Origin of the sequence: Bacillus sp. CHD6a, from assembly GCF_001293645.1 — a bacterium.
Lineage (GTDB): Bacteria > Bacillota > Bacilli > Bacillales > Bacillaceae_I > Sutcliffiella_A.
In genome coordinates this window covers 36,706-60,555 of record NZ_LBMD01000006.1, presented here as the reverse complement: position 1 = coordinate 60,555, position 23,850 = coordinate 36,706, and the positions used below count along the sequence as shown (strand labels likewise).

Annotated in this window: 17 protein-coding genes and 1 pseudogene; 6 read left to right on the top strand and 12 right to left on the bottom strand. The window is 40.4% G+C overall.

Annotated elements, in window-relative coordinates; genetic code table 11:
• The first annotated feature begins 36 nt into the window (after positions 1-36).
• Positions 37-2,223 (top strand): cell division protein FtsA, encoded by a 2,187-nt coding sequence (locus tag AAV98_RS06425; protein ID WP_060664740.1) that lies wholly within the window; start codon positions 37-39, stop codon positions 2,221-2,223.
• 38 nt (positions 2,224-2,261) lie between these two features.
• Here AAV98_RS06425 and ytxJ read toward each other — a convergent pair whose 3' ends face one another.
• The 3 genes from ytxJ to AAV98_RS06410 form a co-directional block, all read right to left on the bottom strand.
• On the bottom strand, positions 2,262-2,588 hold the full coding sequence (gene ytxJ / locus AAV98_RS06420; RefSeq protein ID WP_060664739.1) for a bacillithiol system redox-active protein YtxJ: 327 nt from the start codon (positions 2,586-2,588) through the stop codon (positions 2,262-2,264).
• 220 nt (positions 2,589-2,808) lie between these two features.
• Entirely contained in the window at positions 2,809-3,321 is a 513-nt protein-coding gene (locus AAV98_RS06415; protein ID WP_060664738.1) for a YtxH domain-containing protein, read from the bottom strand.
• A 13-nt stretch (positions 3,322-3,334) separates the two neighbouring features.
• On the bottom strand, positions 3,335-3,769 hold the full coding sequence (locus tag AAV98_RS06410) for a DUF948 domain-containing protein (RefSeq protein ID WP_060664737.1): 435 nt from the start codon (positions 3,767-3,769) through the stop codon (positions 3,335-3,337).
• A 214-nt stretch (positions 3,770-3,983) separates the two neighbouring features.
• On the opposite strand from AAV98_RS06410, the gene AAV98_RS06405 reads away from it, so the two are divergent.
• Positions 3,984-5,099, top strand: a complete 1,116-nt coding sequence (locus AAV98_RS06405; RefSeq protein ID WP_060664736.1) for an aminopeptidase — start codon at positions 3,984-3,986, stop codon at positions 5,097-5,099.
• Positions 5,100-5,529: 430 nt separating this feature from the next.
• Here AAV98_RS06405 and murC read toward each other — a convergent pair whose 3' ends face one another.
• The 5 genes from murC to AAV98_RS06380 form a co-directional block, all read right to left on the bottom strand.
• On the bottom strand, positions 5,530-6,840 hold the full coding sequence (gene murC, locus AAV98_RS06400; protein ID WP_060664735.1) for a UDP-N-acetylmuramate--L-alanine ligase: 1,311 nt from the start codon (positions 6,838-6,840) through the stop codon (positions 5,530-5,532).
• A 321-nt stretch (positions 6,841-7,161) separates the two neighbouring features.
• On the bottom strand, positions 7,162-8,247 hold the full coding sequence (locus AAV98_RS06395; RefSeq protein WP_060664734.1) for a nicotinate phosphoribosyltransferase: 1,086 nt from the start codon (positions 8,245-8,247) through the stop codon (positions 7,162-7,164).
• Positions 8,248-8,376: 129 nt separating this feature from the next.
• Positions 8,377-10,785: a DNA translocase FtsK gene (locus AAV98_RS06390; protein ID WP_082380808.1), complete on the bottom strand. Its 2,409-nt coding sequence runs from the start codon at positions 10,783-10,785 to the stop codon at positions 8,377-8,379.
• A gap of 103 nt (positions 10,786-10,888) precedes the next feature.
• Entirely contained in the window at positions 10,889-11,500 is a 612-nt protein-coding gene (gene ytpR, locus AAV98_RS06385) for a YtpR family tRNA-binding protein (RefSeq protein WP_060664917.1), read from the bottom strand.
• A gap of 519 nt (positions 11,501-12,019) precedes the next feature.
• Positions 12,020-12,829 (bottom strand): DUF1444 domain-containing protein, encoded by an 810-nt coding sequence (locus AAV98_RS06380; protein WP_082380798.1) that lies wholly within the window; start codon positions 12,827-12,829, stop codon positions 12,020-12,022.
• Positions 12,830-13,486: 657 nt separating this feature from the next.
• Here AAV98_RS06380 and AAV98_RS06375 point away from each other — a divergent pair.
• Positions 13,487-17,881, top strand: a complete 4,395-nt coding sequence (locus AAV98_RS06375; protein ID WP_060664733.1) for a S8 family peptidase — start codon at positions 13,487-13,489, stop codon at positions 17,879-17,881.
• A 58-nt stretch (positions 17,882-17,939) separates the two neighbouring features.
• On the opposite strand, the gene AAV98_RS06370 is transcribed toward AAV98_RS06375, so the two are convergent.
• Entirely contained in the window at positions 17,940-18,251 is a 312-nt protein-coding gene (locus tag AAV98_RS06370; protein WP_060664732.1) for a thioredoxin family protein, read from the bottom strand.
• Between the two features lie 8 nt (positions 18,252-18,259).
• Entirely contained in the window at positions 18,260-19,273 is a 1,014-nt protein-coding gene (locus AAV98_RS06365) for a PTS transporter subunit IIC (protein ID WP_060664731.1), read from the bottom strand.
• Positions 19,274-19,479: 206 nt separating this feature from the next.
• Between AAV98_RS06365 and AAV98_RS20905 the strand changes: the two are divergent.
• Both AAV98_RS20905 and AAV98_RS20900 read left to right on the top strand, forming a co-directional pair.
• Positions 19,480-20,508, top strand: a pseudogene (locus AAV98_RS20905) (HAMP domain-containing protein); the annotation flags it as partial.
• Positions 20,506-21,633 carry a methyl-accepting chemotaxis protein gene (locus AAV98_RS20900; RefSeq protein WP_442853674.1) on the top strand — a complete coding sequence of 376 codons (1,128 nt, stop codon included), beginning with the start codon at positions 20,506-20,508 and terminating at the stop codon, positions 21,631-21,633. The pseudogene AAV98_RS20905 and the gene AAV98_RS20900, both read left to right, overlap by 3 nt.
• A gap of 532 nt (positions 21,634-22,165) precedes the next feature.
• On the opposite strand, the gene AAV98_RS06350 is transcribed toward AAV98_RS20900, so the two are convergent.
• Entirely contained in the window at positions 22,166-22,684 is a 519-nt protein-coding gene (locus AAV98_RS06350) for a hypothetical protein (RefSeq protein WP_060664728.1), read from the bottom strand.
• Positions 22,685-22,854: 170 nt separating this feature from the next.
• On the opposite strand from AAV98_RS06350, the gene AAV98_RS06345 reads away from it, so the two are divergent.
• The gene (locus AAV98_RS06345) at positions 22,855-23,295 is read left to right on the top strand and encodes a YtoQ family protein (RefSeq protein WP_060664727.1); all 441 of its coding nucleotides are present in this window, start codon (positions 22,855-22,857) and stop codon (positions 23,293-23,295) included.
• 11 nt (positions 23,296-23,306) lie between these two features.
• On the opposite strand, the gene AAV98_RS06340 is transcribed toward AAV98_RS06345, so the two are convergent.
• Positions 23,307-23,843 carry a DUF84 family protein gene (locus tag AAV98_RS06340; RefSeq protein WP_060664726.1) on the bottom strand — a complete coding sequence of 179 codons (537 nt, stop codon included), beginning with the start codon at positions 23,841-23,843 and terminating at the stop codon, positions 23,307-23,309.
• Positions 23,844-23,850 lie beyond the last annotated feature (7 nt).

The window sequence follows — 23,850 nt, the reverse complement described above, 5'->3', positions numbered from 1 at the left end:
TTATTAATTAAACGCTTTTAAGCGGTAAAGTATTATATGATGCTACATAGGGATGGTGAATCTTATTTGATTTTCGCACTAGATATTGGAACAAGATCAGTAGTTGGCCTACTGTTAGATCAGGATCAGGGTAAGTTCCGCATCAAGGATATAGTAGTAAAAGAGCACGAAGAACGGGCCATGTTAGATGGTCAAATACATGATATTTTGGCAGTTTCTAAGGTAATTACATATGTAAAAGAAACGTTAGAAGAAAAACATGGACCATTAAAAAAAGTTTGCGTCGCTGCAGCAGGACGGGCATTAAAGACTCAAACAGCCTACACGATACAAGACATTAAAGGAAAGGCCTTGTTTACGGAAGACGATATTTTCTTATTAGAACTTTCTGCTGTCCAAGAAGCACAAAGGAAGTTACTCCAAGAAAGTGAAATTGATTCGGCAAATCAATATTTCTGTGTAGGCTATTCGGTCCTCCGTTATTACTTGGATGAAGAAGAAATAGGCAGCCTGCTTGATCAAAGAGGGGAAAAAGCATCAGTTGAAATCATTTCGACCTTCTTGCCTAAAATTGTAGTAGAATCATTGATTTCAGCCCTCCAGCGCTCTGATCTTCATCTTGAAGCCCTGACACTTGAACCAATTGCAGCTATTAATGCTCTCATTCCTCCTTCTATGAGAAGATTGAATGTAGCCTTAGTAGACATTGGTGCAGGTACATCTGACGTGGCAATCTCAATGGATGGAACCGTCACTGCATATGGAATGGTTCCTGTTGCAGGAGATGAAATTACAGAAGGTTTGAGTGATGCATTTCTATTGGACTTTCCACAGGCGGAACAGGCAAAAAGAGACTTGCTCCATCATGAAGAAATTACCTTTACCGATATTCTAGGCTTTCAACAAACTTTATCCAAACAGGAAATGGTAGATCAGATATTTTCATCCATTGAAAAACTCGCATCCTCTATCACAAAGGAAATAATGAGACAAAATAACCAAATAGCACCCAAGGCGGTCATGCTTGTGGGAGGAGGAAGCCTGACCCCTTCCTTGCCTTCTCTCATCGCGGAAAAACTGGGCTTACCTGAAAATCGGGTCGCAATACGTGGAGTAGATGCGATTCAACAATTGGATCAAACAGACATTCCTGTACAAGGACCTGAATTTATCACTCCTGTAGGCATTGCCATTGCTGCAAAGGAGAAAACAATAGAATATGTTTCTGTTACAGTTAATGAGCTCCCCGTTCGTTTATTTGATGTAAAAAAATTGACCATTGGAGACAGCCTTTTAGCTGCCGGGATCAGCATCAACAAATTGGTCGGAAAACCCGGCTTAGCATTAATGGTAGAAGTGAATGGTAAAAATATAACATGTCCAGGAAGTTTTGGAGAGGCACCCAAAATATTAAGAAACGGGCAACCTGCTCAAAGCTTCGATCCAATTGAAAACGGCGATGTCATTTTGGTAGAAAAAGGCTTGGATGGAAAATCAGCAACTTTAACTATTAAAGAGGTTGTTGGTTCTTCGTTACCTTCCATATCCGTAACTGTAAATGGAAATGCAAAAACCATCCATCCTAGCATTCTTCTTAATGGTCAACCTGCTGCTTTAGAACAACCACTTGCAGACCGTGACAAGGTTTCTTACACTTTTCCAGATACCATAGGAGAGGTACTGGCGCAAAACTGTGATACGGTGGAGAAAGATCTAGAGCCTTTTTTCCTATTCATAAATGATGAAAAAACAAACCTACCACCCTTTTCTGTTCAAGTTAAGAAAAATGGAAAGCAAGTGTCTTTAAATGACCATTTAACTAATGATGACAATATCGTATGGGAAAAGGGAAGCACACCTACCGTTAAGATGCTTTCAATTGTTCAGCAGTATCAAACAAAACAAGAAATAGCAGTAACTTTCAAAGGGGAAAAAGTTTTTTTGAGTAAGGTGTTGCTTGAATTTTATCGGAATGGGCAGTTGCTTTTAGAAGAGGATATCTTAAATAGAGGCGACCATATACAACTTATGGTCAGACGCAAGGAGCCCTTCATTTTTCAAGATATGTTCCGCTTCGTAGACATCGCCAAGCCACAAGGGGCTGGATCCTTTGTTTTAAAGAAAAATGGAACGGAAGCCTCCTTCTACGACTTTATCGATCATGGTGATGAATTAGACATAGAGTGGAAAAGCAAAGTTCTCGAAGCCAACATAAAAGATTAGTCCAAAATAAAACGAACGTGCATAGTCGCACGTTCGTTTTATTTTATATTGTCTTGAAGAGAAGAATAAGTTATCTTCCAATGAGATGCATTCCAAGCAACTTTTCCATCTTTAATTAACAAAGCTTGAGGGGATTCATGCTTAATATCAAATGTCTCCGCGATGTGATTCGAGAGTGGTCTAGCTTCTTGAACATTCAAATAGAAACATGGAACCTGGTCTTGGTCTGCCACAAAATTCTCGAACTCTTCGAATGCAGCATGACTAATTGGACAAGTTGTACTGTTTTTAAAAAACAAGAAAGTCTCATTTTCTTGGACGATTTGATTGAAATCTTCTACCGATTGCACGATGATTTTACTCATACTATTACTCCCTTTTCTGCTTGTTTTAATTATTGGCGGCTGACACCGCTGTTAATTCCTCCAAATGGCTTCGCTTTCCGGGGCAGCTGCTAGAATCTATTCAGATTCGCATTCGGGGTCCGCCATTTGCTCCAATCAACAGCAATAAATCTCTCAGGAAATTAAAAACGGCGAAGTTATCATACCACTTCACCGTTTTATTCTCAAGTTATGAGATTGCTTATTTTTCTTCTTTGTCCTCTTCGCTTGCAGATAGTTTTTTCTCTACGTCTTCTAACGCAGCTTTTGTATCTTCAAGTCGCTTCTTTACTTCATCCGTCATTTCATCAGATTCTGTTTCGATAGCAGTAGCGGCTTCTGAGATGATATCTTGTACCTGCTCTTGCAGCTCCATAGATACATCGCCATTTTTATCTCTTAATTGTTTTACCTTATCCATCACTTGTTGTGTTTGATCAGTAATGGCCTTAGTCAACTGGTTTTTCTTATCTTTCGCAGTTTCAGCTAATTCAGCAGTATACTCAGTAGCTTGAACCTTCCAGTTATCTGTTCTTTCTTTTAATTGAGTCGCCTGATCCGTGATGTCTTCACGAAGCTCTCTACCGGATTTAGGAGCCAGGAACAATGCAGTTGTAGCTCCCACAATTCCACCAATAAGTGTACCGATTAAAAGGTCCTTCGTATTAATACCTTCAGTGTTCGTGTTCATCTCTTTCTTGTTCTCTTCGCTCATTTCCGATTCCTCCTCAAATTTTGTTAATTTTGTTTTTCTGTTTTCTCTCATTCCATTTGTCAACAAGCTCCATTGCTACATTGGACCACTGAACTACTTGCGACACCTTATCCTGGTTTTGATCTAGCTGTTGTGCAACATTATTAGATAAACGTGAAACGGAATGATTAAATCCTTGAATGGAAGTTCCAACATCCTTTACAGCAGTTACAACGGTATTAAGTTGTTGCGACTTGTCTTGAATGTCGTCCATTAATACATTGGTTTTATGTAATATCTGTTCTGTCTCGGATGTAATCCCTTGCATCTGTTTTTCAATTCCACCCAATGTACCGGCAACTTGATTTAAAGTGCCTTGCACAGAAAGAAGGGTTTTTGATACAAAGATAACCAATATTAAAAAAGCAATAGCAACAATAATTGCGCTAATGTAAAGCAATTCACTCAATGTGACACCTCCTGGCTGCTGACATACATACTTCTAATTACCCCACTTACTACAGTTTAAACATTCTATACTCTGTTTTATTCTAGGACAAAAGGAAAATCCCTTCAAAAATTTTAAAAAAATCACGAATATTTTTAGACAAAAAATTCAACAAAATACGCGTAATCGGTTACAATAGTGATGTTACATAACCATTTTCTTAGGGGGCAATACAATGAAGGATCCTCGGATTCAAACACTTGCAAAAAACTTAATTAACTATTCTGTTCGTCTTCAAAAAGGCGAAAAGGTATTAATCGAAAACTTTGGACTGCAAAGAGAACTTGTTGTAGCACTTGTTGATGAAGCCTATAAAGCTGGTGGATATCCATTTGTATCATTAAAAGACGTCCAGGTAGACCGCGCCTTATTAATGGGAGCTCAGGAAGAACAATATAGCATGAAAGCAGATTTCGAAGCAAATGTCATGAAAAATATGGATGCTTATATCGGGCTTCGTTCTGGCGACAACATCGCTGAATTGTCCGATGTTCCTGATGACAAACAAAAAATACAAGGAAGTACGGTAGGAAAGAAAGTCCACCGTGATATCCGTGTTCCTAAAACGAAATGGGTCGTTCTTCGTTATCCAAACGCCAGCATGGCGCAACTTGCAAAAATGAGTACGGAAGGTTTTGAAAACTTCTATTTCGATGTTTGTAACCTTGATTACGGCAAAATGAGCAATGCAATGGATGCTCTTGTTGAATTAATGAATAAAACAGACAAGGTACGAATTACCGGAGAAGGTACAGACCTAACATTCTCTATTAAAGATATCCCTGCAATTAAATGCGCAGGTGAAATGAATATTCCAGACGGTGAGGTATACACAGCTCCTGTTAAGGATTCTGTTAACGGTACAATTACCTATAATACACCATCTCCATACCAAGGCTTCACATATGAAAATGTGAAATTAACTTTCCGTGACGGAAAAATCGTGGAAGCAACCGCTAATGATTCTGATCGTATTAATAAAATTTTCGATACGGACGAAGGGGCTCGTTTCATTGGGGAGTTTGCTATTGGTGTAAACCCTTATATCCAACATCCGATGCAGGATATTTTATTTGACGAAAAGATTGACGGAAGCTTCCATTTCACACCTGGTCAGGCATATGAAGATGCTTGGAACGGTAATAACTCTGATATTCATTGGGATATGGTCATGATTCAACGTCCTGAATATGGCGGAGGAGAAATCTATTTTGATGAAGTTCTAATCAGAAAAGATGGGAAGTTTGTCATCTCAGAGCTTGAAGGATTAAATCCGGAGAACTTAAAATAATTTGGAACCACTCACATTAGATATGTGGGTGGTTTTTTAGTTTGAAAGATGCAAATAATTGACACTGGTAATTAGCTGGTGATTGGAGCAAAAGGCGAAGACTCCTCGAAAATGCTACGCATTTTCTTCGTGCGATGAATCGCTGCCGGAGCCTTCCTTGTCCTGAGGGAAATAGCGCTAGATGGAGACCCCACAGGCGTAGCCGAAGGAGGCTCACGTCAGCCCCTAGGAAAGCGAGGCCTTTTGCGGAAATCAACAGCGGCGTTTGATAAAATTTCAAAATCAAGGTCTTTTTCAGTGGCTTCCAAAGAAGTGAGGGAGGCTCAACGCGGAAAGCGGAGGCTTTTGCGGAAATTAACAGCGGTATTCAGCAAATCAAAAAAACCGACTTCCCCTCAACATGAAGGAAACCCGGTTTATATATATATTATCATTCTACTTCATGCTGAAGGGACTTCTCATATGCTTCTTGGAATTTGGTTACATCACCGGCTCCCATGAAAATAATGACGCTATTTTCATGCTTTGCCAACAATTCTGTTCCTTCTTCCGTCAGAATTTCTGCACGGTCTATTTTCTCCAACAAATCATTAATCGTCAGCTTCCCTTGATTTTCGCGGGCAGAACCGAAAATATCACATAAATACACATGATCAGCTCCGCTTAGACTTTCCGCAAATTCATTTAAGAATGTTTGAGTTCGTGTAAAAGTATGCGGTTGGAATACGGCAATTACGTCGCGATCAGGATACTTTTGGTTGGCTGCGTCAATAGTCGCACGGATCTCTGTTGGATGATGGGCATAATCATCAATTAAAACTTGAGAGCCTATTACTTTTTCTGAAAATCTACGTTTAACTCCCTCAAAAGTTAGCAACTGACTTTGAATCACGTCTACAGGAATTTCCTCGTAGTGACACAACGCAATGACAGCCAAGGAGTTCATAATGTTGTGATCACCATACCCATTTATTTTGAATGTAGCATAATGGTTATTACGAACATATACATCAAATGTGGTACCTTCTGTTGATTTTTCCACATGACGTGCTTGGAAATCATTCTCTTCTCCAAAACCATAGTAGATTACTGGAACTTTTGCCTGGATTTTTTGCAGGTGCTCGTCATCTCCACATGCAATGATTCCCTTCTTCACTTGCATAGCCATCTCCTGGAATGCAGAAAACACATCATCAATACTTCCAAAATAATCCGGATGGTCAAAATCGATATTAGTCATGATCGTGTAATCAGGAAAATAGGATAAGAAATGCCTTTTGTACTCACATGCTTCAAATACAAAATATTCACTACCCTCTACTCCACGACCAGTACCATCTCCAATAAGGTAAGATGTAGGTTTCGCCCCTTGAATGACATGAGAAAGCAAACCTGTTGTAGATGTTTTTCCGTGCGCTCCCGTTACGGCGATACTGGTGTATTTCTCCATAAATTGGCCCAGGAATTGCGGATATCGTATGACTGGTATATTTAGCTCTTTTGCAGCTTCTATCTCCTCATGTGTGTCAGGAAATGCATTACCAGCAATTACCGTCATATCTTCCGTAATATTTTCCTTGTCAAAAGGGAGGATGGTAATCCCTTTTTCTTCGAGACCTTTTTGCGTAAAGAACCTCTTCTCAATATCTGACCCTTGTACTTGAAAGTGCATATCGTCCAATATACCGGCAAGGGCACTCATTCCTGATCCTTTAATACCAACAAAATGATAAATGGTCATGAAAAAACCTCCAACATTTATCTATATATAATTCGCTTATTCGTGCAAACGAACTGAATAATAGTTTTTATTTTTGTACAAACGTAGTTTTCTCCGCATAGATAATCCATTATATGATTAGCGTCTAAAAATGCTAATTCCCTTATTCCCTTAAGAGTAAGTATTAAAACACTATGTAGAAAAGACTTTTCTTAACAACAATCTATTATAGCACTAATTCAATAAATCCTCTACCGTACCCTTAGCCATTGTAACATCATAGGAAAAAACTGATAGACCTTCTTCCTACCAGTTTCTCCATATACCACGTACTGGTATACTCTAATCCACTTTTTCCAATCGTTCATTGAAGCGGTATTTTCTTCCCGCCTTTGCTTGTGGCTCCCCATTTAACACAACATTATCTCCAGTAAAACCAATATGAATTTTCAGCAAGCTTCCTCCCACACCATAAATATCGACCGGCACATTCTGCTCTTCGAATTCCTTGATGCGTTGCTCACTGAAACCACCGCTTACCACGATTTTCACATGTTCGAAGCCTTCTTTATCCAGTGCTTCACGCAATGCAAAAACAAGCGGGGCATTTACTCCTCGTGGGTCAAAGGTTCCCAGAACATCCTGGTGACGGATAAAATGCTGATCAATCATGGTTCTGGAAGTATCGACCCGGACTCCCTTAAGCTTGTCACCAAATTCTCTTGCCACTCGCAATGCATCTGTAATGACATCATTGTTGTAATCTACCAGAACCAACAGGTCATCTTCGGGAAATTTTGCATGGTATGCTTTAGAAGCCTCTACAACATCCCCATTGAATAGTTGGATGAGAGCGTGCGGCATCGTGCCCATCCCTTTTTTACCCCACCATTCATTCATCGCATGGGTTGCTTGGGCCGTGGAGCCTCCAATATGTGCTGCATACCCGTCCCCAGCTTGTTGGGTATAATGATCATCACGATCTCCCATGAAGATGACTGGTTTTTGTCCTGCAGCTTTTACAACATTATAAACATTCGTAGACACCGACGTTCTTCTGGCCAGAATACCATCAATTACACCTTCTAAGAATCCAAAATTCTGATAAGGGCCCGTAATAGTTAGAACTGTTTCAAACGGAGCAATTTTGTCTCCATCTTTTAAGGAATAAATCTCCAGTGATTCTGGGTCATCAGCGAATGTCTTAATCAATGCAATGACTTCGTCTGTTCCACATAAGACTGCATGATCTTTTTGAAAAAATTGCATTGTCACTATATTATCTGGTTTAAACTCTTTAACAATTTCTCTTGTTTTCAAAAAGTATACAGCTGAAAACCATCCTTCTTTTACACGTTCATCAAATTTAAACGTGCGATTGGTCAGCCTTTTTATTTTACCTTGCAGCTTCAACTCAATTTCTTTCATCCTCTTAAAAGCTCCTTAAGACCCTGTTTTTGGGTTACTGTCTTGTCGGATTTACCGACTCCTATTGTTTACTAGTATTAATAATAATAGAAGATTGTATCCATTTACAACAACTTCAGTTAAGGAGCATTAAAAGTCAGAATCTTGCATACTGACAAGCTCCTCTTCTGAAACAAGTACATCTCTTGGTTTACTACCCTTTGGACCCGATATCACACCTTGGTCCTCCATCATTTCCATTAAGCGAGCAGCTCGGTTATAGCCGATTCGAAATCTTCTTTGCAAACTGGAAGTGGATGCACCATTTTGATCAATGACGTATTGACATGCTTCTAAAAAGAGCTCATCTTCTTCTTGTATGGTGCTCTCTTTTAGCAATTCACTTTGCTCAAACAAATAAATTGGCTTTTGTTCTTTACGAACATGGTCAACTGCTCTTTCAATCTCCTCATCTGATACAAAGTTTCCTTGAACCCTGATTGGCTTGGGAGCACCATTTTCAAGTAACAGCATATCACCACGCCCAAGAAGGCGCTCAGCCCCACCGATATCAATGATGGTTCTGGAATCGACTTGGGATGAAACAGAGAAGGCAATCCGGGTAGGAATATTTGCCTTGATAAGACCTGTAATAACATCTACAGACGGGCGTTGTGTGGCAATCAATAAATGCATTCCGCAAGCACGTGCTTTTTGGGCAATTCTACAGATTGAATCTTCTACGTCGCTCGGAGCAACCATCATCAGGTCAGCCAATTCATCAATGATGATGACCATATATGGCAAGGTTTCTTGGTTATGTTTTTTCGCAGTTTCATTGTACTTTCCAATATCTCTAACGCCTGCATGAACAAACAACTCATAACGGCGTTCCATCTCTTCCACTGCCCATTTCAATGCGGCTGTTGCTGCTTTAACATCTGTGATAACCGGGCTCACAAGATGAGGAATGTGGTTGTAAGGTGTAAGTTCTACCATTTTGGGATCTATCAATAAAAGTTTCACTTCGTCTGGAGTACTTTTATATAACAAACTCATGATGATAGAGTTGACACAAACACTTTTTCCTGATCCTGTCGCACCGGCAATTAATCCGTGAGGCATTTTCTGTAAATCGAGCACCACAGGTTGACCCGAAATATCCAAACCTAAAGCTACAGTCAATGGAGAATGATTCTGAATAAAAGATGGGTGTCGTATAATCTCTCTGATAAATACGGGCTTACTTACACGATTAGGCACTTCAATTCCAATCGTGTTTTTTCCTGGTATTGGCGCTTCCATCCGAATATCACGCGCTGACAGGCTTAGTTTAATGTCGTCACTTAAATTCGTGATTTTATTTACCTTCACACCAGGTTCTGGTTGTACTTCAAACTGAGTAACAGATGGCCCTTGTGTTGCTTTTACAACTTTGGCACCCACTCTGAAATGATGTAAGGTTTCGTCTAGTAATTGTTTCTGCGCTTCTACCCAATCCTGGTCACCTTGAGAATGCTGTGGCGGGATGGCGAGCATGGTTATAGGCGGCTTTCTATAAAAAGGCTGTGATATTTCTGCTTTAGCCATCGTCTGTTGTTTTCTCTCTAAAGAACGTTTGTCCTGCTTAAGCATAATGACATTAAATGGGATATTCTGTTTAGAAGAAGTATCTTTTTTACGAGTTTCTTCTGGTTTTGGAATGTTTACCTGTTCATCTTTAGGCTCGGTATACTGCAAAGTTGCAGCGGATTCCTGCTGAGAAATAGAAACATCTTCATTTACTTCTTCCATTTTTTCTATTTCTTCTATTACTTCTATTACTTCTATACGTTCCTCTGCATCAGCTTCCAAGTGTTCTTCGCTGATAGCTCTATCTATCAATGAAGTTATTGGATTCTCCCTTTCCCATCTATTCTCTGAGGTACCCTTTTCTTCTATTAACTCTTCACTAAAAGCTTGTACCTTTGATTTGTCTTTATCTGTAATTCCTTCAAAGTCTACACTAGGATAGCTTTCTAGTGGGTTCCATTCCGCTGCCTCATTAGATACTGTTTTTGGTTCTCTGCTGTACAGCTCAATCTCAGGGATATACTCCTCTTTCTTTTGCGTCAGCGGACGAGTTTTATATCCATAAATAGGAGAAACCACTTCTGTAGGATGGAATGGTTGTTTATTTTTGTTTGTTACTTTTTCGAATGCTCTTTGTGTGCTTTTTTTCTCTGTTGATTCTTTGGGTTTTATTGGCTCTTCTGTCGCTTTTTCTTGTTTCACTTTAACTAATTCTGGCTTGTTCTGTTCTGCTGATTTAGATTTATTAGGATGTTTAGCATGATCAGCCTTAGCTTGTTTTCTTCTCTCCTGTCTTGGTTGTTGTTCTTCTTTCCCTTCATCCGGAATAAGAGGAAAGCGGAATTTACCTGTTGGATATTGATAAGTCACTTTTGCTGTAGGTTGTTTTTGCTTATTTTCCGGTTTCTTAGCGTAATCTTGCTCAATGGTTCTTTCTTCCTCATCACTTAGCTGAGCAAACAGCTTTTTAAACCAGTTCACATTCATCACACTCTTTCTTTGTTGTTCGTAACCTGTTCTCTTATCAGGTTCAGTAGGCAAAAAACCACTAGAGAACATCTAGTGGTGAAAAAGAAAAGTCAACTCAAAATTAACCTGAAAACGGTTGGCCCGCCTCATATTTCTCTGCTTCTAAAACAAGGATTCCTTTTTCTGCCGGTGCATTGGGAAGGTCTAGTTCTTTCGCAGAACATATCATCCCAGAGGATGCAACGCCTCGAAGTTCTGCATCTCTAATTACAAGTCCGCTAGGCATGACTGCTCCAACCTTTGCCACAACAACATATTGTCCTTTATCTACATTAGGGGCGCCACAGACAATCTGAAGTTCTTCTGTACCAACATCTACTTTACATACACTTAGTTTATCTGCGTTTGGATGTTTTTCTTTTTCTATCACATGTCCAACAACGAATTTTGGACTGAGGTCAGGATTAAGGGTTTCTCTCACGCCATTTTGCTCGAAGGCTTGATTAAGTTTAGCAATTAGATCTTGTGTAAGATTGACTGGGCCTTTGAAGTCGTCTACTGCTATGTATTGGGATGCGTTAAAGATGTTGTATCCTGCTATTTCTTTTGTTTCTTTATCTATAATCTTCGCAATGTCGCCGGTTTTTTCTACCATTCGATTGTTTAAATTGATTTCTTTTATGTAGATTAGTAGTGTGTCGCCTATGCCTTCTTGGTTATAGTACACGTTTATGGTCATGTTTTTCTTCCTTTCTTTTTTTAGGGTTAGGTTTAACTTCCAGTTTCCTTACGTTTCAGGGGTTCGCTTATCCAGAGGACGGTGCTTGAGCCTCCTCGGCTTTGCTGAGGCCACTGAAAAAGTTATTGATTTTAAAATTTTTTTAGCTACCGCTGTTGATTTCCGCAAATGGCTTCGCTTTCCTAGGTGCTGACGTGAGCCTCCTTCGGCTACGCCGAGGCCACGGAAAAAGTACATGACTTTATTTTTCTCTTAAACACCGCTGTTGATTTCCGCAAATGGCTTCGCTTTCCTAGGGGCGCTGCTGGAGCCTCCTCGGCTACGCCTGTGGGGTCTCCACCTAGCGCTATCTCCCTCAGGAGTCTTCGCCTTTTGCTCCAATCAACAGCTAGGAATAAATAAAAACTTTATTTTATCAGTTTTTCAGTGGCCTCGCTTTGCTTTCGGGATCTTAAGCTACCGTTTCTCCCCCGCTGGAGTCTCACCCCTTGCACTACAGTCAACTGGGGAGATTTATTTACTTTTCTTATTATCTTTTCCCAGGATGAATATTGGCTCTAGTTCTCCTTCTTCGTATAGGAAGGACAGGGCGGTAATTGGGATTTTGCCATTTACGAAGAAGCTCATGGTCAATTCAGCTAGAATGTCATAGCCTACTTCATTTTGAATATCGGAAAGGATTAATACATCTTGATGCGGGACAGATACTGTCATCGTTCCAGACACTTGCTTTTTAAACGAATCCAAGAAAGAATCATTTAATATTCTACTTGCATCGTAACCATCGTTGGAACGTACAAAATAAAAGGTATTGCCTGCCACTACATCTTCTTTCATATTTGTCGGTAGCGATCTCACATTAAACATGGCCATTTCTTTAATAGTATTTTTGGTTAAGTTTTCTCTTTGAAGAAGTTGCTCATCAATTAATTTATAAGATTTCCCTAAATCTACTGCATAATAAATTCTTGTTTCCGCTGTATGTTCATCATAAACCAACGGAATATCATTACTTGTCGTTGGGAATGAAGTAGAGCGAATAACAGGGTATATATGGCGTTCAGCACCATTTAGTTGAACAGGTATTTTCATGCTTGTTAGGGCTTCTTTGACATAGTACACATATTCTTCAATTGCATTTACATCATTTGTTTGTTCATATTTTGAAAGCACACCCTGGAGTGCGATAGAAATTCCCTTTTGCGTTTCTTTATCCTCTACTCGTAAGGATTCTTTTTCTCGATCATATGTAAATACCCAGTTAGGATGGTTTAACTTCTCTTCCATTAATCGTTTTATTTTTAGTACAGTCATTTTTTCCATGAGAAACAATCCTTTCTCTTTATTGCTTACCCTTTATTGTACAACAAATCAAAGGAAGAATGTAATTGTCGAAGTCTGATTTACAGAAAGAATGTCCAACATATCATGTTTCAACTTCAATTTCTCTATACGTAGACTTCATACCCCTTTAAACCATACGCTTATCATCCAAAAGACCTTCATCACGTAATTATTAGCTGAACCTTAGGACTCATATTGGCTCCCTTTATTCTTTTAGGAATTGGTGGTCTAGTAGATTTTGCTTGTTTTTTTGCTGAAGGGTATTTCATTGAACCTACTAGGACATTTCCACTATTACCCATTAAGATGGTATGTAAGGCTATAACCAAGAGAAAACCTTAAATTATAGAATTATTTAACAATTTTTCTTCGTTTTGTCACTTTTTATCCAACCTCTACCAATTTACTATTATGAAAAACACGTCTCAAACCAACGGACTATTTTTGGAATATTCTGATACTTTTCTTTCTTTTTCGACACTATTCTTCTACACACTTTATTAATCTTTAATTGTCACCGAGATACTCCTACATAACGAAAGACTCTACCTTCCGTAGTGGCAGGTGGACATTTCTTAATGAAAAGGGGGGAATTTCTTCGGTTTTTTTGTATTTCATTTTAAAGGGGGATGTTGAATGAGTAGGAAGAACAAGCGTAATTTTGCTAGAGTATTCAGTATCATTATGTGTTTATTTCTGATCACCCCAAGCTTTATTCCTGGTACAGCTTCTGCACAAGGGAAAAAAGCTTCCGTCTCTTTGGTTGATTCTAAAGAAGTGATGGCAAGTAAAATAACAGATCGTTTATCTACACAGTTTTCTAAGGATGAGGAAAAAGTTACCTTCCTTATCAAATTTAAAGAACAGGTAGATACGCAGTCAGTTGCTGCTAAAGCTTTGAAAACAGCCAAGGCTCAAAAGGCTTCTGCTGGACAAGAAAAACTGATGAAGCGTAATGCTGTTGTCTCTGAGTTAAGAGCAACATCAATTGAGACCCAAGCAAATGTAAAAGAGTATCTTGAAAAAGCGGTAGCAGAAGGAAAAGCAAAGGACATTCAATCCTTCTATGTAGTAAACGGTATGGCCGTTACTGCTACAAAAGAAGTTATGGAAGAGCTTGCTAGATTCCCAGAAATTGAAAAGCTTTTACCAAACGAAGTTCGTCAGTTGGACCCGTCAGCTGAAGCAGCCGCTACAACTGAAATCGCAGTAGAGGAAAAGCCTGCTGCAAATCTCGAAAACATCGAGTGGGGTGTTGCTCAAATCGGGGCACCTCAAGCATGGGATATGGGTGTTGACGGACAAGGGACTGTTGTGGCAAGCATTGATACTGGTGTCCAGTGGGATCACCCGGCATTAATGGAGAAATACCGCGGTTACAATGGTGTTAGTTCGAATCATGAGTACAACTGGTTCGATGCTACTCCTGCAAATCAGTCCACTCCATACGATGATGACGGTCACGGTACCCACGTAACAGGTACAATGGTCGGTGCTGAGCCGAATGGATCTAACCAAATCGGGGTTGCTCCTGGAGCAAAATGGATTGGCGTTAAAGCATTTACTCCTTCTGGTGGTACAGACGTTGCACTCCTTGCAGCCGGTGAGTGGATTTTAGCTCCTAAAGATGCGAACGGTGTACCAAATCCTGCTATGGCTCCTGATGTTGTTAACAACTCATGGGGCGGCGGACCAGGCTTAGATGAGTGGTATCGTCCCATGGTGCAAGCATGGGTAGCAGCTGATATCTTCCCTGCATTCGCAGCAGGAAATACACGAATCGGAAACCCTGGTGGTCCTGGATCCGTTTCCACTCCTGGTAACTATCCAGAATCTTTTGCTACTGGTGCGACAGATGTGAACATGAATCTTGCTAGCTTCTCTTTACAAGGACCATCTCCTTACGAAGAAATCAAGCCTGAAGTATCCGCTCCTGGAGTTGGAATTCGTTCCTCTTTCCCTGGAAGTGAATATGGTGCGGCAAGTGGAACTTCCATGGCAAGCCCGCACGTGGCAGGTGTAGTAGCGTTACTTAAACAAGTAAACTCAAACTTAACCGTAGCAGACATTGAGGAAATCTTAATGACTACTGCAACGGCAAGAACCGACTCTAACTTCCCTGACTCTCCAAACAACGGATATGGACATGGTATCGTCAATGCTTTTGATGCGGTATCTTCCATCATTTCCGGTCTTGGAAAAATTAAAGGACAAGTTGCAAAGGATGGAGAAGATAGCGAAGCTCCAACTTTTGAACATACAGCACCTGCTGAAACTTATTCTGGCATGAGTCTTCCATTAAGCATTCATGTTCAGGATAATGTAAGTATTTCTTCTGTAACATTGCACTATCAAAACGCTGCTGGAGAATGGGTAGATCTTGAGGCAGATCGTGCATCTGGGTATTACCATGACGCTACTTATACAACATCCATTCCTGGTGATGACATTGGTGAACCTTCTGTATCTTACCGCTTTCACATTGTCGATTTTGGCGGCAATGAAGTAACATCCGATACGTACGAAGTAAGCGTTCAACCAGGTATCACACTTGGTTATTCTACTGATTTTGAATCAGATCCTGTGGGCTGGTATTCTTTCGGAGCTAATGACGTTTGGGAATGGGGTGTACCGACAAGTGGCCCTCAATCCGCTAGCTCAGGCGAAAAAGTATTTGCAACAAATCTAACAGATAACTACGGTAACAGTGCAAACATGACACTAGTAATGCCTCCTGTTGACCTTCCTTCAAACAGCACGGCTTACTTGCAGTTCATGAACTGGCATAACCTTGAAACTCGCTATGATTTTGGTCATGTATTTGTATCGACAGACCAGGAGAGCTGGACACAGCTACTACGCTTCGATGGAACAACGACAGCATGGCAAGCACGCGAAGTAGACCTATCTGAATATGCAGGGCAACGAATCTACATCGGCTTCAATGTAACAACTGACGGAAGTGTTGTACGACCTGGCTGGTACATTGACGATGTAGCATTATCGGCAGAATCTAACGCAACAGAATCTGCTTCCACTCAGCTTGAAGTAACCAAAGAAGAGAAAGTGCAAGTAAAAGAGGAGAAAGTAAATCCTGATAAAATCCATCCGGCAGCTACTCCTCTAAAAGAAGAACGGAAAGAAAATGTTAACCCTACGGCACTCCCATTACATGCACAAGTAACTGTATTGGAAACAAACCGTTCTGTTAACACAAATCCTGCGAACGGCTATTTCGAGCTTTTACATGCAGCAGGCACTTTCACTGTGCAAGCTGAAGCTTATGGCTTCCACCCAGCTCAACAAACAGTGGAGATCGCTCCAGACGGTGAGGCGACTGCAAACTTCGTCTTAGACGAAATTGCACAAGGAACCGTAACTGGTACTGTAACAAATAGCGCTACAGGTGAACCTGTTGCCAATGCAACATTGATGCTTATTGAGGATGCAGCTGTTGCACCTGTAACAACTGATGAAAACGGAAACTTCTCTATTACTGCTTATGAAGGCGACTACACACTACGTGTTATGGCTCCTTCTTATTACAGTGAAAATGTGGAAATATCCATTGAAGGAGACGCTACCACAGAGCTTGACATCGAATTACGCCCATTCATCGGATACCCAGGTGAACTTAGTTATGACGATGGAACGGCTGAAAATGCCCGTGCATTCTATGATGCCGGAAACGGATGGGCTGTGAAAATGTCCCTACCCGAAGGACAAAACAGTGCACTTGTAACTGGTGGCTTGTTCCGATTCTGGGATACTACTTGGCCAACTCCTGGTGGTACAGACTTTAAAGTAGAGGTCTGGGATGCATCTGGCACAGACGGAGCACCAGGATCCAAACTTGCTGGACCATTTGATGGAACAGCTCTTCGTACAGGCGAGTGGACAACAGTTGACTTAGCTGAGCATGGTATCATCGTAGAACAAGATTTCTACATGGTGTACATTCAGTCTCAACCGAATCCTAATGCTCCTGGACTTGGAGCAGATGAAGATGGAGAAAACGCTGGTCGCAGCTGGCAGTATGTTGGCGGCGCATGGTCTCCTGCTCCTGAAGAAGAAGGAAATTACATGATTCGTGCATTGGTTAACTTTGAAGTAACAGCGCCTAGCATTACTTCTCCTGCTGATGGAACCTTCACAAAGGAATCGACTGTAACGGTGGAAGGTAGTGCTTCACCAACTACAACGGTTCATGTGATGAACAACGGCGAAGAAGTTGCAACCGCTACAGCGTCTGAAGAAGGAACGTTTGCAGTGGATATCGAGCTTGCTAACGGTGAAAACGTGTTAACAGCTAAATCTTCCACTGAAACAGGCGAAACAGAAGAATCTGTCCCTGTAACAGTTGTTCTTGATCAGGCAAAACCAGAGCTTGCCATTACAAGCCCTGAAGATGGTGCCAAAACGAACCGTGAGACGGTTACCGTAACAGGTACAGTAGCAGATGAAAATCTTGATTTTGTAAAAGTCAACGGGAAGAAAGCTTCTGTTGAAGATGGCACATACTCTCTAAGAGTAATGCTTGAAAATGGTGAGAATAACATTCGGGTTGTTGCTCAGGATTTAGCTGGTAACCGTAAAAGACAAGATGTAACGGTTTATGCTAACTATGAAGCGCCAGAAATTACAAACTTGAAGCCAACAGAAGATAAGCACTTAAGTGCAGGTGAATCTGTGAAGATTGAATTTAACAGTGCAGAAGGCCTGCGTGCAACATTCTCTATCCGAATGCCATTAACAAATGCTTCTATGATGATGCAAGGCAACGATGTTAACAATAATCTAAACAATGCAGTGGAACTTCCATTAATGGAACAATCTCCTGGCTATTATGTAGGATATTGGACTGCTACTTCCAACGTCGTAGCTAGCGGGGCAGAAATCGAGGTTAAAGTATCTGATGACTTCGGTAATGTGACTCGTGCCATTGCAGATGGTAAGCTGTTCATCAATGATGGAAATGATGGCAGTAAAAAAGGTAAAAAGAAAAAGAAAAAGAAAAAGAAAAAGAACTAAGTAGATGAAAAGGAGCAGGCAACCCACGGGACACCGTGATTGCCTGCTCCTTTTTAAATTATAAAGAAGCAACGAATGCTTCAATCTCTTCTTGTGTTTTACGATCCTTGCTTACAAAACGCCCTGCTTCTTCCCCATTTTTAAATCCAACAAAGCTTGGGATTCCAAATACGCTCAACTCTGCGCAGAGATCAATGAACTCGTCTCTGTCCACGTAAATAAACGTGTATTCATTGAACTTCTCCATAATCTCAGGTAAAACCGGTTCAATGACACGACAGTCTGGACACCAGTCCGCTGAAAACATAAACACAACATTTTTTTCACTTTTCAGTTGGTTGAATTGCTCTATCGATTGTAACTTTTCCATAAAAAATGTCACCCTCCAATATTTATTTTCATGTCGCCTTCTTTAATGAGAGATTTCTTTCTCATCCACTCGGATACTGCTAAACTTACCACAGCAGGACCCAAAATGTGAAGTAACAAGACTTTTACTAATACTGACACAGAGAAACCCATAGCAGCAAAGGTCATAATCTGCCCGACCAAACCGCTTGTCCCCATACCGGCCCCTTCTTTTACATTCGTCATTTGAAAAATGGTTGTGCCTAGTGGGGCAAAAATCATTCCAGCAATTGTTGGCGGTATTATAATCATCGGGTTTTTAATAATATTCGGCACTTGAAGCATGGAAGTTCCAATACCTAATGCTAATAGCCCTGACATTTTATTTTCCCGGTAACTGCTAACAGCAAATCCAACCATTTGAGCCGCACAACCAATTGTTGCCGCTCCGGCCGCAATTCCTTCCAGCCCCAACATCAAAGCAATTGCCGCACTTGAAATAGGGGCCGTTAATGCCCAACCCATCAAAACGGCTACTAAGATACCCATTACAATCGGCTGTTGTTCAGTGGCCCACATAATTACAGAACCTAATGAATTCATCCCGGCATTTATTGGAGGACCGATAAAGGTTGCAACAAGAAATCCTGTGAGTATCGTTACAAAAGGCGTCACTAGAATATCCACTTTCGTTTCTTTTGAAACCATCTTCCCAATTTCTGTAGCCAATAATGCTGCAACGAAACTACCCGCAGGTCCTCCTAATTGGGCACCGGCAGCACCAGCAATAAGAGCAGAAAACAACACCAACGGAGGCGCTTTCAATCCATATGCTACAGCTGCTCCGATTGCCGGACCCATCAAACTCATTGCCAATATACCCATATCTGTGAGGAAACTCCAACCTGCCTGATCTCCTATTGTTTTAATAATCAAGCCGATTATCAGAGAGGAGAAGAGTCCAAGAGCCATATAACTCAGGCCATCTATCAAGTACACCCTTAGAGAAAGGGTCACTCCTTTTTTATGTAAGAAAGATTTCATATTTTCACTCATTCCGTTTTTATTTTTCCTACCTCTATTACATTAATAATACCGAAACATAGTCGATATATACTAGTAGAATATTCTAGCTTTTGTTAAAAGGTTGTTGTGGATTTTGTAGAATTATGTCTATAATTACTTTAAAATATCAGACTTTTAACAAAACATATAAAATTCGAAAGTCTTTTATGTTTTAGGGGGGTAACATGAAAACTATTAGAGGTAGGGTTAGATTTATTTTATTGACTGCCATTACAGGGCTCGTCATCGTATTGTTATGCAATTTCTTTTTCTACTTTACGCAATCAACCGCAAAAGAGCAAGAAGCCGCTCTGTTTGAAGCGGTGAATGGGAGTAAAGAAATAAAATTCGCTTTTTCAGACACAAGGAAAAATGAACAAGAGTTCTTACGGGTACCAAGTGACGAAACTTCCGGCGTAATGAAGGAAAACCTTGAAAGCATTAAGCAGGAAGCAGCAGAAATGCAAAAGCAATTCGCAGAATATGAAGAAATCTCCAGTCGGTTTGCGCAAATTGAAACAGCAGCTTCAGATTATATGAACGTATTTGTCCCTTTAGAAGAACTGTATAAAGAGATAGGTTATACAGAGTTTACCGGGCTTCAAGGAGAAATGAACGGAGTTATCCGAAATTTGGTTATTAATGTTCGAGGTGCCAATCGTGAGGAATTGAATGCTACACTTATGAACCTTCGCCTTTTTGAACAACAATATATGGCGACAAAACAAGAAGCAAGATATAGAGATTTCATGAAAAGTGCTGAGACATTCAGAGAGCAATTAGATACAACTGATTTGCCAGATACACAAAAAAATGGTCTGTTGGAACTCTACAATCCTTATGTTCAGGCGATGACCGACCTATATACTAACTACAACTCTTCATACGGTTTTATAAGAAGTTTTGAAGAAATCAGTAATGGGGTGGAACAAAGCGTGAATGAAGTGGAAGCTGCGGTGATGGACGTGCAATCAAGCCTTCAAGAGGAGTCCAATCGCAAACTTCAGACCATTATGTTGCTAACCTTAATAATTAGCGGACTTTTATTGGTGTTTTTAAGTTCTACAGGCTATTTCCTAAATAAAAAAATAGCTTCTTCTATTCGTTCATTAAAAGAAGGTGCATCCAAGATCGGAGAAGGTAATTTTGCTTACAGAGTACCTATCACTACCAAAGATGAAATGGCTGACTTAGCTGGAACATTTAATGGCATGGCAGAAAAAGTACAGGTTTCTCTTCTAAAAGTTATGGAAGCGACCGATAAGCTTCAGTCCTCTTCTCAAAACCTTGCTGCCATATCTGAAGAGACGACCGCTCAATCTACAGAAGTAAACGAAGCCATCAAACAAGTAGCCATAGGATCGAGTGAACAGGCACTTCATCTTGATGAAAGTACAGAAATTCTGAAGCGAGTAAAAGCCGCAGTACAACTTGCGAATCAGTTAAGTATTGACATTAAAACCAAGGCTGATCATGCAAGATCCATGGGAGAAGACGGTCTAACAGTAGTAAAGGATCTATATAACTCTTCTGAACAATTTCTTAAACTGGCAAATCACCTGACGGAACGTGTCCAACAAGCTACCAAACAGTCTCAACAAATTAATTCTATTGTCGCTACCATTCAGGAAATCGCCGAAAATACGGACCTACTTGCACTTAATGCTGCTATTGAATCTGCCCGTGCTGGGGACGCTGGTAGAGGTTTTGCCGTGGTTGCACAAGAAGTTAGAAAATTGGCTGAACGCTCCAAACATGAAGCATTGTCTATTAAAAAGCTCGTAACAGAAATGGGCAAGCAAATGGGCAAGCTTTCAGATGATGCCCTACAATTCAACGAGTACAGGGATCTTCAACAGGAGTCAGTCAATCAAACAAAAACATCTTTTGAAAAAATTGCCGGAAATGTTATGGACATTAACAGGAAGGTAGATGATGTACAGGAAGCAATCGTACATGTAACAGAATCAAACAAGCAGCTAGAAGAAAAACTATCAGAAGTCCATTATATTTCCGAAGAAGCAGCCGCAACTTCAGAACAGGTAAGTGCTTCAAGCGAACACCAAATAATCGCTATTGAACAAGTGAACGAAGCAGCTATTTCCCTATCGGATATTGCCAATGAATTACAAGAAGAAGTCAGTCAGTTTACTGTGATAGATGAGAAAGAACCTGCAGTAGAAGAATTTGACCATACAGATGAAAACCTACAGTACGAGGAATTAGAAGAAGACACCGTCTCTTACCATTCCGATGACGAAGAAACACAAAAAGAAAACTGGATACACGAAGAAGCAGCTGCCTCTATTGAACAAATTGAAGAAAAAGAAAATAAATAAATGTAAAAAAAGGATTGCCTTCTTCACGGAGGCAATCCTTTTTCATTTATTAGAGGCTCAGTTAAAACCCGCTGTTCCTTTCCGCAAATGGCTTCGCTTTCCTAGGGGCCCTGCTGGAGCCTCCTCGGCTACGCCTGTGGGGTCTCCACCTAGCGCTATCTCCCTCAGGACAAGGAAGGCTTCGGCAGCGAAACATCGCACGAAGAAAATGCGTAGCATTTTCGAGGAGTCTTCGCCTTTTGCTCCAATCCACAGCTAGAAATAACAAGAACAATAGAGTTGATTCTTTCAGTTAACTCAAATACCTAATTATAAACCTTATGTTTAATGAAGAAACCTTTGATTGAAGTGGAAGGGGCGAAGACACCCGCGGGAGGAAGGGACAGGTGAGACACCGCAACGGAGTGAGGAGGGTCACGGACCGCCCGCAGGCAAGCGAAGCGCCTGGAACGGAAATCAACTGGATTAACTGCTTTCTTATCTTTTAAAAGTAGATTACTCCAGGATTCCCCTTTTCATTCTTTACTCACACTTATTTAATTTTCACAGAAGAAATAATCTCCATCATGCTCTTTGTACTAGCTTCCATATTGCCCGTTTCTGTTACCGTTGTCATTTTTACTCCGCCCAACCCCACTGTCACTTCGTAAAGCTCTTCCTCTTCCCCATCAACAGGAGAAACCAGCAAGTAACCTAAACGACCTTCATCAGTTATTGTATGATCTACCAATAGATCAGAGAAATTCACTTTTGTAGAATCATATAATACCTCTGAATCTTTTGGTTCAAAAGGGTTTACAAACAAAAGGTAAGTTTGCTCGTCCTCTGTAAGAACAATATTGTTCTCCGATTCCGAATCAATGGTAAACCCAGTGGGTAAATGATAAGCAAATATATCTGTATCCTCAGAAGTATCTAGTGATTGCGCTTTAAATGTTTCTTCAAAAGTATCAACAGATTTTTGTGTTGCGTCTTCAATAGACACAGAGCAACCTGTTAAAAATAGTAATGATAAAAATAAAATAGAAATAATGGCTCTTCCAAAAGTCAAACTCTCCACTCCTTTTAGTACAATAAGACTAGAAAATACACACCAAACTTATCATACCTATAAATCTTCACCCTTGACAAGGATAAGTTGGAATTATCACTTAATTCCCCTATTTTATGATAGACTAGAAAATAGGTAAATAACAAGAGGTACTATTTGGAGGGATTGTAATGAAATTTACTGTTTACCTTGCTGGTGAAATCCATACTAATTGGAGAGAAGAATTAATAGAAAAAGCACAAGCACTGGATCTTCCATTAGAGTTTGTAGGACCAATGACAGACCACGAGCGCTCAGACAACATAGGAGAAGCAGTTATGGGTACACAACCTAGCTCTATTGCAAAAGACGAAGCAGCATCTCAAATCAATAATCTTCGTACGGAACTCTTAATGAAAAAATCTGACCTTGTTATCGCCCTATTTGGAGAAAAATATAAACAATGGAACACTGCGATGGACGCAAGTGCCGCCATTAGTTTACAAAAACCGCTTATTTTAATTCGTCCGGAAAACCTTCATCATCCATTAAAAGAGTTATCTAATAAAGCAAATGTAACCGTAGAAACAGTCAACCAAGCTCTAAAAGTACTTACCTACGTATTGGACTAGAAGCAGGCAATTTAAGCCTGCTTTTTCTCATTATATCTCCACTGTCCAATCAATAGCTTGCTAACATGCTGAAACATTTCCTTTCTTGAAACTACACCATCGGTAAAGATCCCCAACGCTCCTTCATGTTTCCTAATGTCTTTCCGCTGACAGTACTCATCCATTATGTCCCCTAGCTCTTTTCCTGCTAAAATCTCCTCTTTAAAAGTATCAGGTAAAGGTATTCTAGCACCACCAGCTATGTATTCCTTGCCGTCTTTAGCAACTAGCGCTCCCCAATTACAGACCATTACTTCTAAGGATGGTGTGGAACCAAGAACCACGCCACCTTCAAGTCCGATAGCAAAGTCTGCATCTTCTATTTCTTTTAGAGCCCCTCTTGCACGGTGCAATGCCCCTTCAATCGTTTCTTGATCTGTCATGGGTTGTTTACTTACACCAGATTCTACTTCAAGTGAAATTGTTTCAACTTCCATCTCAAGCTCTCTTATTGCACCCTGAACCGCCTCGTATTTTGCAGGGTTTCTTGAACCTACTACCACTTTCATCTTTATC

Bases quoted from the DNA above. Each gene is read 5' to 3' on its own strand.
- AAV98_RS06395 (WP_060664734.1), bottom strand. From the start codon at position 8,247: ATGAAAGAAATTGAGTTGAAGCTGCAAGGTAAAATAAAAAGGCTGACC.
- AAV98_RS06390 (WP_082380808.1), bottom strand. From the start codon at position 10,785: ATGAATGTGAACTGGTTTAAAAAGCTGTTTGCTCAGCTAAGTGATGAG.
- AAV98_RS06345 (WP_060664727.1), top strand. From the start codon at position 22,855: ATGAAATTTACTGTTTACCTTGCTGGTGAAATCCATACTAATTGGAGA.
- AAV98_RS06340 (WP_060664726.1), bottom strand. From the start codon at position 23,843: ATGAAAGTGGTAGTAGGTTCAAGAAACCCTGCAAAATACGAGGCGGTT.
- AAV98_RS06380 (WP_082380798.1), bottom strand. From the start codon at position 12,829: ATGGAAAAAATGACTGTACTAAAAATAAAACGATTAATGGAAGAGAAG.
- AAV98_RS06365 (WP_060664731.1), bottom strand. From the start codon at position 19,273: ATGAAATCTTTCTTACATAAAAAAGGAGTGACCCTTTCTCTAAGGGTG.
- AAV98_RS06415 (WP_060664738.1), bottom strand. From the start codon at position 3,321: ATGAGCGAAGAGAACAAGAAAGAGATGAACACGAACACTGAAGGTATT.
- ytxJ (WP_060664739.1), bottom strand. From the start codon at position 2,588: ATGAGTAAAATCATCGTGCAATCGGTAGAAGATTTCAATCAAATCGTC.
- AAV98_RS06375 (WP_060664733.1), top strand. From the start codon at position 13,487: ATGAGTAGGAAGAACAAGCGTAATTTTGCTAGAGTATTCAGTATCATT.
- AAV98_RS20900 (WP_442853674.1), top strand. From the start codon at position 20,506: ATGGCAGAAAAAGTACAGGTTTCTCTTCTAAAAGTTATGGAAGCGACC.
- murC (WP_060664735.1), bottom strand. From the start codon at position 6,840: ATGACCATTTATCATTTTGTTGGTATTAAAGGATCAGGAATGAGTGCC.
- AAV98_RS06405 (WP_060664736.1), top strand. From the start codon at position 3,984: ATGAAGGATCCTCGGATTCAAACACTTGCAAAAAACTTAATTAACTAT.
- AAV98_RS06370 (WP_060664732.1), bottom strand. From the start codon at position 18,251: ATGGAAAAGTTACAATCGATAGAGCAATTCAACCAACTGAAAAGTGAA.
- AAV98_RS06425 (WP_060664740.1), top strand. From the start codon at position 37: ATGATGCTACATAGGGATGGTGAATCTTATTTGATTTTCGCACTAGAT.